This window comes from Phreatobacter aquiterrae (assembly GCF_053471285.1).
The window spans coordinates 161537-176298 of the sequence record NZ_JBJPHW010000004.1 but is presented as its reverse complement, the minus strand read 5'-3'; the positions used below and the strand labels follow the sequence as shown (position 1 = coordinate 176298).

The following is a 14762-nucleotide window of genomic DNA, read 5'->3' as shown; positions in this document are numbered from 1 at the left end:
GGTGTCCCGATGCCGCTAGAGCACCTTCGCGCCGAAATTCCGCGCCGGGTCCATGTCGGCGGTCAGCCTGCCGGTCGGCTCGGCCGCCCAGCCTCCCGTGCGCTTCAGCCAGCGCCCCGCGCCCGGTTTGCCGGCGAGCGCCCCGCCAGCCACCACTTCCTCGCCGCGCACCATCACCGTCTCCGGCCAGCCCTTCACGGTGCGGCCGGCGAAGGGCGTGTAGCCGGTGAGGTCATGCATCAGCGCGTCGGTGATCGTGACGGTCTTCTGCGGGTCCCAGATGGCGATATCGGCGTCGAAGCCGGGCGCGATCTGGCCCTTGCCCGGCAGGTTGTAGATGGAGGCCGGCTGTGTCGCGGTCAGGCTGACGAAGGCCTCGAGGCCGCGGCCGGAAAACTCCGGGCGCCCTTGTGAGACCATGGCGTCGAACATGAGCGGCAGGCGCACCTCGAGGCCCGGCAGGCCGTTGGCGATGGCCTTGAAACTGGAGTCGGGGCCGGCCGCGAGCTTGCCCGTCTCGTCGAAGCGGTAGGGGGCGTGGTCCGAGGTCACCGTCTGCAGGTCGCCGAGCGCCAACGCCCGCCACAGGGCGTCCTGGTCCTCGGTCTCGCGGGGCGGCGGCGAGCACATCCATTTCGCGCCCTCCATGCCGGGCTTGTCGAGGTCCTGCTTCGTCATGAACAGGTATTGCGGGCAGGTCTCGGCGAAGACCTTGAGCCCCTGCGCCCGGGCGTCGCGAATGACCCGCGCCCCTTCCGCCGTCGAGACGTGGAAGATCATGATCGGCTGGTCGATCAGCGCGGAGAGCGCGATCAGGCGGGTGAAGGCCTCGGCCTCCGAGCCGCGCGGATGGCTGATGGCGTGGTATTTCGGCGCGACATAGCCCTTCTTTACCAGACGCTTGCCCATCCAGGAGATCATGCCGTGGTTCTCGGCATGGACGCAGACGAGCGCGCCGTTCTCGCGGGCGGTCAGCAGCACGTCGAGCAGGGGTTCGTCGTCGACCTTGATGAGGTCGTAGGTCATGAAGATCTTCACGGAGGCGTGGCCCTCGCCGATGAGCTCGGGAAGGTCCTTGGCAATGGTCTTCTCGTCCGGATTGGCGACGATGAGGTGGAAGGCGTAGTCGATCAGCGAGCCGCGCGCCGCCAGGACCGAATAGTCGTCGACAACCTTGCGCAGGTCCTTGCCGCGGTGCTGCGCGGCGAAGGAGATGACCGTTGTATTGCCGCCGAAAGCCGCCGAGGTCGTGGCGCTCTCGAAGGTGTCGGCATTGAGCAGCCCGCCCGCCGAGACCTGCTCGATGTGGGTGTGGCTGTCGATGCCGCCGGGCAGGACCAGCTTGCCCGTCGCGTCGATCTCGCGGGCACCAGTTCCGAGGCCGATGCCGAGGGCCGCGACCTTTCCGTCCCTGATGCCGACATCCGCGGCAAAGCTGCCGCTCGCCGACCCCACGGTTCCACCGCGGATCACGACGTCGAAGGGGGTGGCAGGCATGTGGCGCTCCGGCTGGACGGGGAGGAATTCCGGCCCGACAATAGACCGACCCCGAGCCGAAGCGGAACCTCATGTCACGCAGACCCCGTATCCTCGTCATCAACCCCAATTCCAATGAAGCGGTGACCGAAGGCCTGCGCCAGGCGGTGAAGCCGCTGAGCTTTGCCGACGGCCCTGAGATCGTCTGCGAGACGCTTTCCGAGGGGCCCTTCGGCATCGAGACGCAGGAGCATGTCGAAAGCGTCACCCTGCCGCTTCGCCGCAAGGTCGAGGCGACGAACGATGCCGACGCCTTCATCATCGCCTGCTATTCGGACCCCGGCCTCTACGTCGCCCGCGAGGGCACGAACCGGCCGGTGTTCGGCATCGCCGAGTCCGGCGTGCTGACGGCGCTCGCCCGCGCCGACCGCTTCGGTGTCATCGCCATCAAGTCGCGCTCCATCCCGCGCCACATCCGCTATCTCCGCCAGATGGGGCTGATGGAGCGGCTCGCCGGCGAGCGGGCGCTGGAGATGTCGGTCGCTGAAACCGCGTCGGGCGACGGGACGCTCGCCCGCATGATCACCATCGGCCGCGAGCTCAAGGACCTCGACGGCGCCGGCGCCATCGTCATGGGCTGCGCCGGCATGGCGCGGCACCGGAAGCCGCTTGAGGAGGCCCTCGGCATTCCGGTGATCGACCCGACACAGGCGGCGGTGACCATGGCCATCGGCACGCTGGCGGTGAGTTGAACGCTCCGGGCCGCTGCGACGACGCCCCGCTATTGACGCGGGACTCCGACGCACCGAACCTGCCGCCATGCTGACCTACATCATCCGGCGCATCCTGCTCATGATCCCGACCATCCTCGGGATCATGCTGATCTCTTTCCTCGTCATCCAGTTCGCGCCCGGCGGACCGGTGGAGCGCGTCATTGCGCAGCTCACCGGCAATGACGTTTCGGCGACGCAGCGGGTCTCCGGCGGCGGGGCGGATGCGGCGCAGGCCAGTGCGGCCGAGGCCGCCAACAGCGCCTATCGCGGCGCGCAGGGCCTCGACCCGCAGTTCATCGCCCAGCTTGAGAAGCAGTTCGGCTTCGACAAGCCGGCGCACGAGCGTTTCCTGCTGATGATCTGGAACTATGCCCGCTTCGATTTCGGCAAGAGCTACTTCCGTGACGTCTCGGTGCTTCAGCTCATCGGCGAGAAGCTGCCCGTGTCGATCTCGCTCGGTCTCTGGCTGACGCTCCTGACCTATGTCGTCTCCATCCCGCTCGGCATCCGCAAGGCGATGCAGGACGGCTCGCGCTTCGACGTCTGGACCTCGGCGGTCATCGTGGTCGGCTATGCGATCCCCGGCTTCCTGTTCGCCATCCTCCTGATCGTGCTGTTCGCGGGCGGATCGTTCCTCGACTGGTTCCCGCTGCGCGGCCTGTGGTCGGACAACTGGGCAGAGCTGTCGTCCGGCCAGAAGATCGTCGACTATCTCTGGCACCTCGCCCTGCCGCTCACCGCCATGGCGCTCGGCGCCTTCGCCACCATCACGCTGCTGACTAAGAATTCGTTCCTCGACGAGATCCGCAAGCAGTACGTGATGACGGCCCGCGCCAAGGGGCTCGACGAGAACCAGGTGCTCTACGGACACGTCTTCCGCAATGCGATGCTCATCGTCATCGCCGGATTTCCCGGGGCCTTCGTGCATGCCTTCTTCACGGGATCGCTGCTGATCGAGACGATCTTCTCGCTCGACGGGCTCGGCCTGCTCGGCTTCGAGAGCGTGCTCAACCGTGACTATCCGGTGGTCTTCGCCACCCTCTTCATCTTTTCCCTCGTCGGGCTCGTCGTGAACCTCATCTCCGACCTCATGTACACCTGGGTCGATCCGCGCATCGACTTCGAGGCGCGGGAGGTCTGACATGAGCGCCGCCGCCCTGCGTCAGGCCGCCGCCGTCCCGACGCGGCCTTTCCTGTCCCCGCTCAACCAGCGCCGCCTCGCCAATTTCCGGGGCAACCGGCGCGGCGTGTGGAGCCTGCGTCTCTTCATGATCCTGTTCGTGGTGACGCTGTTCGCCGAGCTGATCGCCAACGACCGCCCGCTCTTCATCCGCATCGAGGGGCAGAACTTCTTTCCAGCGCTGGTCAACTATTCGGAGAAGCAGCTCGGCGGCGAGTTCGAGACCCCGGCCGACTACAAGGACCCGTTCCTGCTCGACCACTTCGACGAAAAGCGCGCCTTCATCGTCTGGCCGCTGGTCCGGCACAACTATGCCTCCACCGTGAAGGACCCGGTGACGCCCTTTCCCTCGGCGCCAACCTGGGCGCAGCGCGAAAGGCTGCCGGATTGCGCGGCGGCCGAGGCGAAGCCCCGCGGCGAGCGGCCGCAAGGGTCGAGCTATTGCCAGCTAGGCAACTGGAACTGGCTCGGCACCGACGACCAGGGCCGCGACGTGCTGGCCCGCGTCATCTACGGATTCCGCATCTCCGTGCTGTTCGGCCTGACCCTGACCGTCATCTCATCGGTGGTCGGCATCGCCGCCGGCGCCGTGCAGGGCTATTCCGGCGGCAAGACCGACCTCCTGTTCCAGCGCTTCATCGAGATCTGGACGGCCATCCCCTCGCTCTATCTCCTGCTCATCATCTCCTCGGTGCTGGCGCCGAGCTTCTTCGTTCTTCTCGGCATCCTGCTGTTGTTCTCGTGGGTGACGCTGGTCAACGTGGTGCGCGCGGAATTCCTGCGCGCCCGCAATTTCGAGTACGTCAACGCCGCCCGGGCGCTGGGCGTCGCCTCCTCCACCATCATGGTCCGCCACCTCCTGCCCAATGCCATGGTGGCGACCATCACCTTCATGCCCTTCGTGCTGTCTGGCAGCGTCATGACGCTGACGGCCCTCGACTTCCTCGGCTTCGGCCTGCCGGTGGGATCGCCCTCGCTCGGCGAACTGCTGCAGCAGGGAAAGTCGAACCTGCAGGCCCCCTGGCTGGCGCTTACGGGCTTCTGCACGGTGGCGGTGATGCTCTCGCTGCTCATCTTCGTCGGCGAGGCGGTGCGCGACGCCTTCGACCCGCGAAAGACCTTCGCGTAAGGGTATGATAGGCTGGCGCCATGAACGAGATCGTCAAACCACACTATCCGGTAAGCCAGCTGCCGGAAGATCTCCGCAGGGAGCTTGGCGACGTCAGTCACGTCACGCTGCGCATCGAGACGGAGCCATCGGCCCGACGCGAGAGCCTCGCCGAGATGCGCGCGCGCATTCTCGCGCAGCCCGGATTCAAGCCCTACGAGAGCACGCAAGAGGTTGTGGACGTGGTCCGCTGGATCCGCGACGCGGAGGGCGAACCGCCGGTGCGGTGGTCGCGCCGTTGATGGCTCGTCGCTTCTATTGCGACTCCAACGTCTTCATCATGGCGGTCGAGGGCGCTGCCGAGAGGATCGGTGCGGCGGGTGCATTGCTCGACGCCGCAATGGATGAACGCTGCACTGCGATCACCAGCATGCTGACGCTGAGCGAGACGCTGGTCGTGCCCCTGCGTTTCGGCCAGGGCGCTACGATCCAAAGCTATCGCAATCTCCTGGGGGGCGGCTTCCCCGGAATCGTCGTCAGGGGCGTCGACCCGGAGACGCTCGAGGCGGCGGCCCGACTGCGTGCACGGCATCCCCGCCTCAAGCTGCCGGACGCTATCCATCTCGCCACGGCCCAACTCGCGGAGGTCGGCTGGCTCGTCACCAATGACACCCGGCTTCCGACCTTGGCGGGCCTGCGCATTGTAACGCCCTTCGACGAGATGCTCGTTGATTTCATCGCACGCCTGTCCGAGACGCCATGAACGCCACCCCCCTTCTCTCGGTCGAGAACCTCTCCGTCGCCTTCCGGCAGGCGGGTCGGGAGACGCTGGCCGTCGACCGCATCTCCTTCGACGTGAACCGCGGCGAGACGGTTGCCATCGTCGGCGAGAGCGGTTCGGGCAAGTCCGTCTCCGCCCTGTCGGTGATGAAGCTGCTGCCCTATCCCGCTGCCTCGCACCCCTCTGGTCGTATCCTGTTCAAGGGCGAGGATCTGCTCGCCGCCGACGATGCGGCCATGCGGCGGGTGCGCGGCAATGCCATCACCATCATCTTCCAGGAGCCGATGACTTCGCTGAACCCGCTGCACACGATCGGGCAGCAGGTGGCCGAGACGCTGATCCTGCACAGGGGCATGTCGGTCGAGGCCGCACGCACAAGAACCATCGCCCTGCTCGGGAAGGTCGGCATTCCCGACCCGGCCGGCCGGCTCGACGCCTATCCGCACCAGCTCTCCGGCGGGCAGCGCCAGCGCGTCATGATCGCCATGGCGCTCGCCAACGAACCGGACCTGCTCATCGCCGACGAACCGACGACGGCCCTCGACGTAACGGTTCAGGCGCAGATCCTCGCGCTGCTGAAGGATCTGCAGCGCGAACTCGGCATGGCAATCCTGTTCATCACCCACGACCTCGGCATCGTCCGGCGCTTCGCAGATCGCGTCTGCGTCATGCGGCAAGGAAAGATCGTCGAACAGGGCAGGGTCTCCGACATCTTCGAACGGCCGCAGGACCCCTACACGATCGAGCTCATGGCCGCCGAGCCGCGGCGGGAGATCCGCACCGCCAGCGAGGAGGCCTCCATTATCATGGAGACCGATGAGCTCAGGGTCTGGTTTCCGGTGAAGCGGGGACTGCTGCGCCGCACAGTCGGGCACATCAAGGCGGTGGACGGCATCTCGATCAAGGTCCGCGAGGGCCACACCCTCGGCATCGTCGGCGAATCCGGCTCGGGCAAGACGACGCTCGGCCTTGCCGTGCTGCGCCTCATCTCCTCGCAGGGGCGGATCGTCTTCATGGGTCGCCCGATCCAGGAACTGGACTTCAAGGCCATGCGGCCGAACCGGCGCTTCATGCAGGTGGTCTTCCAGGACCCCTACGGCTCGCTGTCGCCGCGCATGTCGGTCGCCGAAATCGTCGCCGAGGGCCTCGCCATCCACCATGCCGGCCTGTCGGCCGATCAGCGCGACGCCCGCGTCGTCGCGGCGCTTGAAGATGTCGGCATCGATCCCGAGACGCGCCACCGCTACCCGCACGAGTTTTCCGGCGGCCAGCGTCAGCGCATCGCCATCGCCCGCGCCATGGTGCTGGAGCCGAGTTTCGTGCTGCTGGACGAGCCGACCTCCGCCCTCGACCGCATCGTGCAGGCACAGATCGTCGACCTGCTGCGCGACCTGCAGGCGAAGCGGAACCTGACCTATCTCTTCATCTCCCACGATCTGAAGGTGGTATCTGCGCTTGCCGACGACATCATTGTCATGAGGGGCGGCAAAGTCGTGGAGCAGGGTCCCGCCGAGCGCGTGTTCAGGGCGCCCGAGAACGACTACACCAAGGCATTGTTTGCGGCCGCCTTCGACCTTGCCGCCACCCCGAACGAGAGACCTGCGACGTGAACACCCTGCTTCTCGGCATCGGCGCCTGGGACCCGGAACCCTGGCGCGAGCGTTTCCAGAACGTCCTGCCCGACTGGCAGGTGGTGCTGCCGGGCGAGATCTTCGACCGGCGCGCCGTCCGCTACGCCGCCGCCTGGAAGCAGCCGGAGGGGACCTTCGCCGACCTGCCGCTGCTGGAAGCCATCTTCTCGCTGGGCGCCGGCGTCGATCACCTGTTCAAGGACCGCCGCCTGCCCGAGGGCGTGCCGGTGGTGCGCGTCGTCGATCCCGACCTCACCACGCGCATGTCCGAATATGTCGTCATGCACTGCCTCATGGCCCTGCGCCGGGTGCGCGTCTATGACGGCTTCCAGCGCGAGCGGAAATGGATCGACCTGCGCGACCAGCCGCAGGCGAGCGACATCCGCGTCGGCCTCCTCGGCATGGGTGTCCTCGGCCAGGATGCAGCTGCCAAGCTCAAGGTGATGGGCTTCCAGGTCGCGGGCTGGAGCCGTCGCCCGAAGGCTGTCGAGGGCGTCACCATGCATGAAGGCGCTGAGGGCCTGACCGCGCTCGTCGCTTCCTCCGACATCCTCGTCGCCATGATGCCGCTGACCCCCGACACGGCCGGCATCCTCAATGCGAAGCTGTTCGCCAATCTTCCGAAGGCCGAGGCCATCGGCGGGCCGGTGCTGATCAATGTCGGTCGCGGCGGGTTGCAGAACGAGGCGGACATCCTGGCGGCCCTGGATTCGGGCAGGCTCGGAACCGCGGTGCTCGATGTGTTCCAGACGGAGCCCCTGCCAGAGGACAGCCCGCTCTGGTCGCATCCGAACGTCACGGTGACGCCGCACAACTCGGCGATCTCCTCGCCGCCGGCGATCGCCGCCTATGTGGCGGCCCAGATCACGGCACACATGGACGGCGAACCGCTGGTCAACGTCGTCGATCCCGCGCACGGCTATTGATACAAACTTCCGCTACGGAAGGTAAAGCACGACAGGGTCTGGCTTTTTTGGTTCGCTCTGGCTTGCGCTTAGGGGTTCATTTACCCTGGGCGGCGATGGTGTTTTTGCACCTGCGAAGACGCCCCGGAGAATCCCCTTGCTCAACCGCCTGACCGTCAGCGGCCTCGTGAAGACCGTCGTTTCCGTCTTCGCGCTGGTGCTTATCGCCCAGTTCTCCATGGGGGCATGGACCTCCTGGACCCAGTATCAGAAGTCGATCCGGATCGCCTCCGTGGTCGACGCGACCACGCACATGTTCACCGCGCTGCACAACCTGCGTGTTGACCGGTCGAACTCACGGCGCGCCCTGATCCTCGAGGAGGTTCACCCGACGGTCCCGCGGACCATCGCGCCGCACCGGGAAGCCGAGATGCCGGCGCTGCGCGCCGCACTCGCGACGCTCAGGGGGATCCAGTATCCGGGAGCAGCGGCAGCCGCCGCGCAACTCGACCAGACCATCACCCGGCTCGCCGAACTGCAGGTGGAGACGGCGCGGGCCATGGCCCAGCCGAAGGCGCAGCGCCCCGCCGGCATCGCCGACGCATATTTCAATGCCACGGACGGGGCTATCACCCTGCTCGACCGACTCTCGGGTGAACTCACCCGGCTCATCAAGCTCGATGACGCCTTCGTCGATCAGCTCATGGAGATCAAGCAGAACGCCTGGGTCACCCGCCAGGCGGCCGGCGACGTCTCGGTCTACATCTCCAATCCGCTCGCCGGCATGCCGCTGCCCGAGAACCCGCTCGTCGGATACGCGACGCTCACCACGCGCATGGAAACCTCCTGGGCCGCGGTGCAGCAGCTCGCCTCCAGCCTGACGCTGCCGGCGAGCTTCGCGACGGCGATGCAGCAGGCGCAGACGGGCTTTCTCGATCCCGAGTTCGCCAAGGTACGCATGACGACCCTAACGGCGCTCATCAACAAGCAGCCTCCGGGCTTCACGGCCAGCCAGTGGTCGCCGATGGCGGTGGCCAAGCTCGCCACCATCCTCAACGTCGCCGATGCGGCGCTTGCCGCTGCGCGCGACCATTCGGCGTCGATGAAGGCGAGCGCCTTCCGCGCCCTGACGATGCAGTTGGGCGAACTCGCCCTCGCCCTCGCCTTCGCCATCGGCGCTCTTATCCTGATGTCGCGCCGCGTGATCGGGCCGCTCACCGAGATCAAGGACAACATGCTGCGGCTCGCCTCGGGCGACACGACCGTCGAGAGCCGCTTCGCCGGCCGCCGCGACGAGATCGGGGCGCTGGCCAGCGCCATGCAGACCTTCAAGGACAACATGATCGAGGCCGAGCGGCTGCGGTCCGAGCGGAGCGAAAACGAGGCGCGCGCCGCCGAAGCCCGCCGCGCCGACATGCTGCATCTCGCCGATGCCTTCCAGGCCACCGTCGGCGGCATCGTCGAGACGGTCTCGCGCGCCTCGTCGGAGCTGGAATCCGCAGCCACCAGCCTGTCGAAGACGGCGGCCAATACGCAGTCGCTGGCCACCGTCGTCGCCTCTGCCTCCGACGAGGCCTCGGCCAACGTCCAGTCGGTCGCCGGCGCGGCCGAGGAGATGGCGAGCTCGGTGAGCGAGATCGGCCGGCAGGTCGAGGAATCGAGCCGCATGTCGAGTGAGGCCGTGAAGCAGGCCGAGAAGGCCGACCAGCGGATCGCCGAGCTGCTCACGGCGGCCGGGCGCATCGGTGACGTGGTGAAGCTGATCACCGCCATCGCCGAGCAGACCAACCTGCTGGCGCTGAACGCGACCATCGAGGCGGCGCGCGCGGGCGAGGCCGGCAAGGGCTTCGCCGTCGTCGCCTCCGAGGTGAAGCAGCTCGCCACCCAGACCGCCAAGGCGACCGAGGAGATCGGTGCGCAGATCTCCATGATGCAGTCGGCAACGCAGGACTCGGTCGCCGCCATCCGGGAGATCGGCTCGACCATCGACACACTGGCCGGCATTGCCGCCGCCATCGCCGCCGCGGTGGAGGAGCAGGGCGCGGCGACGCAGGAAATCTCCCGCAATGTCCAGGAAGCGGCCCAGGGCACGGCCGAGGTCGCCGGCAACATCGCCAGCGTCAACAGCGGCGCCGCGGAGACGGGCTCCGCCTCCGCGCAGGTGCTCTCCTCGGCCCAGTCCCTGTCACGCGAGAGCGACGTCCTGCAGCGCGAGGTGGCGCGCTTCATCGAGACGGTGAAGGCGGCCTGAGCCGTCTGCCATCCGCCTGCCCGTCACGCAGGCTTGATTGTTATCCGGACGGCCGCTCCACGATGGTGCGGCCGTTCGCATATCGGAGACATCGCATGTTGCTGACCCGCCGCCTCGCCGTGCTGGCAGGGCTCGTACCCCTGACGGGTCCGCTCACCGCTCAGGAGGGCTGGTATCCGCTGAAGGATGACGCGGGGCGCGGCATCCAGAACTTCCGCGTGCCCGTCGAACTGCAGGGCGAGATCATGGCGCTCGACAACGCCTTCACGCTGGGCTCGGCCGATGCCGACGTCACGCTGATCGAGGTCTATGATTCCAACTGCAGTTTCTGCCGTCGGGCGGCGGACGACGTGAAGGCGATGACGGCCGCCGACGCCGACCTCGCCGTCAGCCTGATCAATGCGCCGAGCCTCGGACTACCCTCGGTGCAGGCGGCGCGGGTGGAGTATGCGGTGAAGAAGCTCGGCGGGGAGGCGAAGGTGCGCGAGTTCCATGCGCGCTCGATGGCGGTGCGCGGCGTCTTCGACGGCATCCGCGCCCTCGAACTGGCCTCCGATCTCGGGCTCGACCGCAAGGCCGTGGAAGAGGCCGCCGACCGCCCGGAGACCGGCCAGACGATCGTCCAGGCCGTTCGTCTCGCCAACGCGACCAATCTCGCCGCGACGCCGTCCTGGCTCATCGCCGGCACGGCCGTGATTGGCTGGCCGGGACGGGCCGTGATGGAGCGGATCGTCGCGTCGGTGCGCGACTGCGACAAGCCCGTCTGCAGCTAGGGTGCGAGACGCCGGACGCTGGTCACTTCGCCGTAGGACTTGTCGCGGATGCGGGCGATGGCGCCCGACAGCGGCTCCCTCACCACCATCATGTGGTGGCCGTTGGCGTGCAGGAGTTCATCGGGTCCGGAGACGATGCCGACATGGCCCTTCCAGAAGACGAGGTCGCCCCGCGCGAGGTTCGCGATGTCGCCATCGAAGGCGACCAGCTCCCCGATGGCCGTCTCCTGCATGTCGGTGTCGCGCGGCACGGCGATGCCGCAGGCCTCGAGAGAAGTCTGCACGAGGCCGGAACAGTCGATGCCGAAGCTGGTGCGCCCGGCCCACAGATAGGGCGTGCCGAGATAGGTCTCCGCCACCGCGACGAAGTCCGTCTCGTATTGATCGACGGGGACGAGATGTGCGGCGATCAGATGGGCGCCGGTATCCGTCACGGCGAAGCCCTCGGTGAAGCGCTCGACCGTGACGCGGCTGTTGCGATGCATGATCCAGGTGGGCGGCAGCTTGATGCTGGGACCGGGATAGGCATGGGTGCGGATGACGCCGACACGATGGGTCGCCGGCGCCCGTCGCGGCCGGAAGGCGCCGGCGATGGCGTAGCCAACATAGCCGTCGCGGTCCGACTGGACATAGACGAAGCCGCCGTCCTCGTCATAGACGACCACCTCCTCGCCGAGGAGGAATTCGCTGTCGCGGGCGGCGTTCATCAGCCGCGAGGGGGCCAGCGGCGCGACGGGAAACTCGACGCGCATCGGCCGGCCCTCGGCATAGCGGGCGGCCTCGACCTGGCCCTTCAAATGGGCGGCGGCAAGATCGGCACGGGCAGGAGTGAGGCGGCGGTCGAAGCCGGGCGGCAGCGTGAAGGTCATGGGCAGAGTGCTAGCACAAGGCGGTTAACGGCTCACGGCTGTAGCAGGCCGGCGTGCTCGGCGACGAGATCGCCGAGGCGCTCCACCGCCAGGGCGCCCTTCACCGTGCGCTGGATGACGACGTCGCGCCGGTCGTTCTCGTCGCGGCGGCGCGTGACGAGCTCGAGCTTGCCCATGCTGTCCAGCGCCCGGGTGATGACCGGCTTGGTGACGCCGAGCTTGCGCGCGAGATCGCGCACATGGTGCGGCGGCGGCTCGAGGTAGATCGTCAGGAGGATGGCGAGTTGGCGCGACGACAGATCGGGCTCACCGTCGCGCACGAGCGCCAGCGACACGTCGTGCATCAGCTTCATCGCCTGGGACGGGCGCAACACGACGGCCATGGACGATACGCAATCCTGGTCGGGGGAACTCGTTTCGGAGCCGTATTAAACGGGCAGCGGGCGGCCTGTGCAAGCCGGCCCGGGCGTGGCATGAGGCGAGGGTTAACCCGGAGGAGCGCTTGGTCGCCGAATTCGCCTCGCTGACGACCATGGCTCTCGCCGCCTTCACCGCCGCCACCCTGCTTCCCGGCGGTTCCGAGGCGGTTTTCCTGGCCCTGCTCGCCACCGGCTCCGCGCAGCCCTGGATGCTGTTCGTCGTCGCCGCGCTCGCCAATACGGCGGGCGGCATGACGAGTTGGTGGATCGGCACGCAGATCGCCCGCGGCGCGGACAGCGAAAGCGGCCACCGCTGGATGCGGCGCTTCCGCCTGCCGCCGGAGAGCTTTGCGCGCGCCACCCGCCTGTTCACGCGCTACGGATGGGCGACGCTGCTCCTGTGCTGGATGCCGGTCATCGGCGATCCGATCACGCTCGTCGCGGGGATGGCGCGCTATCCGGCGCTGCCCACCGCCGTCATCACCGGGCTCGCGCGCACCCTGCGCTATGCGGTGATCTGGGCCGCGGCGGCCGGTCTGATGGCCTGGTGGGGCTGAGCGGCAAGCGCCCCGGCTCGCCATTTCGGCCCCTGTACCTCATGGTGGAAATCGACTAATCACGGCGCGTTCCCCGCGATTTCGAGAGGGCCCCGCAGATGCAGACCTACGACCGCCTCGTCACCGTCTTCGGTGGCTCGGGATTCGTCGGACGGCACGTCGTCCGGGCTCTCGCGCGCCGGGGCTTTCGCGTGCGCGTGGCGGTGCGCCGCCCCGATCTCGCCGGCCACCTCCAGCCGCTCGGCGCGGTGGGGCAGATCCATGCGGTGCAGGCCAATCTGCGCTATCCGGATTCGGTGAAGCAGGCCGTGGCGGGTGCCGAGATCGTCATCAACTGCGTCGGCATCCTCTACGAGACTGGCCGCCAGAAGTTCGATTCGGTGCAGGCGCGTGGCGCGAGCGCCGTCGCGAAGGCCACCGCCGAGGCCGGTGCCCGCCTCATCCACATCTCGGCCATCGGCGCCGATGCGGCAAGCCCGGCGCTCTATGCGCAGACCAAGGCGGCGGGCGAGGCGGCGGTGCTGAAGGAGGCCCCCGACGCGGTCATCCTGCGCCCCTCCATCGTCTTCGGCCCCGAGGACGACTTCTTCAACCGGTTCGCGGGCCTTGCCCAGATGTCGCCGGCCCTGCCGCTCATTGGCGGCGGCGAGACGAAGTTCCAGCCGGTGTTCGTCGGCGACGTCGCGCAGGCTGTGATGGCCGCCGTCGACGGCCGCGCGAAGCCCGGCGCCATCTACGAGCTCGGTGGTCCCGCCGTGAAGAGCTTCCGGGACCTGATGGAGTTCGTGCTGGAAACGACCGGCCGCAAGCGGCTGCTCGTGCCGCTGTCGTTCAGTCTCGCCAGACTCAAGGCGAAGTTCCTCCAGCTCCTGCCGAAGCCGATGCTGACCGTCGACCAGGTCGAGCTGCTGCGCTCGGACAACGTGGTCGGCGAAAGCGCGAAGGCCGAGGGCCGCACGCTGGAAGGGCTGGGGATCCCTCCCCAGTCGGTCGAGGCCATCGTGCCGTCCTATCTGTGGCGCTTCCGCCGGCAGGGCCAGTTCGCCGAACAGGCGCGCTGACCGCCCTCAGCGGATCAGATAGAGTCCGGCCAGTCCTGCCGTCCCGACCACGATCCGCCACACGGCGAAGAGCATGAAGCCGTGCCGGCTGACATAGTCGAGCAGGAAGCGGACGACGAAGAGCCCGGAGATGAAGGCCGCGACGAAGCCGACGCTGATGGTGCCGACATCGGAGAAGTCGAGCAGCTTGTAGTTCTTGTAGAGGTCGTAGGCGAAGGCGCCCGCCATGGTGGGCATGGCGAGGAAGAAGGAGAATTCCGCCGCCGCCCTCTTGGTCGTTCCCATCAGCAGCGCGCCGACAATGGTGGCGCCCGACCGCGACACGCCGGGGAACAGCGCCGCGCACTGCCAGAGGCCGATCCTGAACGCCAGCCAGGGCGAGAAGCGGAAGGCATTGTCCTCCTTCGGCTCCAGCTTCAGGCGGTCGACGACGAGCAGAACGATGCCGCCGAGGATGAGCGCGACGCAGACGAGGTCCGGCCGCTCGAACAGCGCCTTGATCCGGCTGTGCAGCAATGCGCCGAGCAGGGCGGCGGGCAGGAAGGCGACGAGGACCGAGACGACGAACCGGCGCGCCCAGGCATCGGTCGGCAGGCAGAGCACAACCCCCAGCAGCCGCGAGAAATAGACCAGCATGATGGCGAGGATCGCGCCGAGCTGGATCAGCACCTCGAAGGTCTTGCCCGTCGAATGGAAGCCGAGGAAATGGCCGATCAGGATGAGGTGGCCGGTGGAGGACACCGGAATGAACTCGGTGCTGCCCTCGACGATGCCGAGGAACAGCGCCTTGCCGAGATTGACGATGTCCATGGCGACCCCGAGAGCGCGACCGGCCCCGGTCGGCCGGCATCAGCCCACTTAAGCGCGACGAGGTTCACGTTTGGTTAAGCATGACGATCGGTGAAGGGAGCCGGGCAATTCGCGTGGTTGTCTCTCCGGCGCGCGGGGGCTATTCACCCGGCCTCCCGCCGCAATGTC

The 14762-nt window shown here is 67.6% G+C and carries 15 protein-coding genes; 11 read left to right on the top strand and 4 right to left on the bottom strand.

Translation table 11 applies throughout. From position 1 onward, the window contains the following. Positions 1–15 precede the first annotated feature (15 nt). Positions 16–1497: a dihydropyrimidinase gene (gene hydA, locus ACJ4V0_RS08370; RefSeq protein ID WP_448299117.1), complete on the bottom strand. Its 1482-nt coding sequence runs from the start codon at positions 1495–1497 to the stop codon at positions 16–18. A 71-nt stretch (positions 1498–1568) separates the two neighbouring features. Between hydA and ACJ4V0_RS08365 the strand changes: the two genes are divergently transcribed. From ACJ4V0_RS08365 to ACJ4V0_RS08325, 9 genes are all read left to right on the top strand, one after another. After that, positions 1569–2228: an aspartate/glutamate racemase family protein gene (locus ACJ4V0_RS08365; RefSeq protein WP_448299116.1), complete on the top strand. Its 660-nt coding sequence runs from the start codon at positions 1569–1571 to the stop codon at positions 2226–2228. A 67-nt stretch (positions 2229–2295) separates the two neighbouring features. Then, positions 2296–3390, top strand: coding sequence for a microcin C ABC transporter permease YejB (locus tag ACJ4V0_RS08360; protein ID WP_448299115.1), 1095 nt, complete (start codon positions 2296–2298; stop codon positions 3388–3390). Between the two features lies 1 nt (position 3391). Further along, on the top strand, positions 3392–4558 hold the full coding sequence (locus ACJ4V0_RS08355) for an ABC transporter permease (protein ID WP_448299114.1): 1167 nt from the start codon (positions 3392–3394) through the stop codon (positions 4556–4558). Positions 4559–4578: 20 nt separating this feature from the next. Further along, positions 4579–4839 carry a hypothetical protein gene (locus ACJ4V0_RS08350; RefSeq protein WP_448299113.1) on the top strand — a complete coding sequence of 87 codons (261 nt, stop codon included), beginning with the start codon at positions 4579–4581 and terminating at the stop codon, positions 4837–4839. After that, a complete protein-coding gene (locus ACJ4V0_RS08345) occupies positions 4839–5300 on the top strand; it encodes a type II toxin-antitoxin system VapC family toxin (protein WP_448299112.1) in 462 nt (153 codons plus the stop codon). Before ACJ4V0_RS08350 ends, ACJ4V0_RS08345 begins: the two co-directional genes overlap by 1 nt. Beyond that, positions 5297–6928, top strand: coding sequence for an ABC transporter ATP-binding protein (locus ACJ4V0_RS08340; protein WP_448299111.1), 1632 nt, complete (start codon positions 5297–5299; stop codon positions 6926–6928). Before ACJ4V0_RS08345 ends, ACJ4V0_RS08340 begins: the two co-directional genes overlap by 4 nt. Continuing rightward, entirely contained in the window at positions 6925–7875 is a 951-nt protein-coding gene (locus ACJ4V0_RS08335; protein WP_448299110.1) for a 2-hydroxyacid dehydrogenase, read from the top strand. Before ACJ4V0_RS08340 ends, ACJ4V0_RS08335 begins: the two co-directional genes overlap by 4 nt. Before the next feature lie 136 nt (positions 7876–8011). Next, a complete protein-coding gene (locus tag ACJ4V0_RS08330; RefSeq protein WP_448299109.1) occupies positions 8012–10105 on the top strand; it encodes a methyl-accepting chemotaxis protein in 2094 nt (697 codons plus the stop codon). A gap of 95 nt (positions 10106–10200) precedes the next feature. Further along, positions 10201–10878: a DsbA family protein gene (locus ACJ4V0_RS08325; RefSeq protein WP_448299108.1), complete on the top strand. Its 678-nt coding sequence runs from the start codon at positions 10201–10203 to the stop codon at positions 10876–10878. Here ACJ4V0_RS08325 and ACJ4V0_RS08320 read toward each other — a convergent pair. Then, the gene (locus ACJ4V0_RS08320; protein ID WP_448299107.1) at positions 10875–11747 is read right to left on the bottom strand and encodes a C40 family peptidase; all 873 of its coding nucleotides are present in this window, start codon (positions 11745–11747) and stop codon (positions 10875–10877) included. The genes ACJ4V0_RS08325 and ACJ4V0_RS08320 overlap by 4 nt on opposite strands. A 32-nt stretch (positions 11748–11779) precedes the next feature. Beyond that, entirely contained in the window at positions 11780–12130 is a 351-nt protein-coding gene (locus ACJ4V0_RS08315; RefSeq protein ID WP_448299106.1) for a MarR family transcriptional regulator, read from the bottom strand. 119 nt (positions 12131–12249) lie between these two features. Between ACJ4V0_RS08315 and ACJ4V0_RS08310 the strand changes: the two genes are divergently transcribed. Next, positions 12250–12723, top strand: coding sequence for a YqaA family protein (locus tag ACJ4V0_RS08310; RefSeq protein ID WP_448299105.1), 474 nt, complete (start codon positions 12250–12252; stop codon positions 12721–12723). Between the two features lie 98 nt (positions 12724–12821). Beyond that, positions 12822–13784 (top strand): complex I NDUFA9 subunit family protein, encoded by a 963-nt coding sequence (locus tag ACJ4V0_RS08305; RefSeq protein ID WP_448299104.1) that lies wholly within the window; start codon positions 12822–12824, stop codon positions 13782–13784. Positions 13785–13790: 6 nt separating this feature from the next. On the opposite strand, the gene ACJ4V0_RS08300 is transcribed toward ACJ4V0_RS08305, so the two are convergent. Beyond that, positions 13791–14594 carry an undecaprenyl-diphosphate phosphatase gene (locus ACJ4V0_RS08300; protein ID WP_448299103.1) on the bottom strand — a complete coding sequence of 268 codons (804 nt, stop codon included), beginning with the start codon at positions 14592–14594 and terminating at the stop codon, positions 13791–13793. Positions 14595–14762 lie beyond the last annotated feature (168 nt).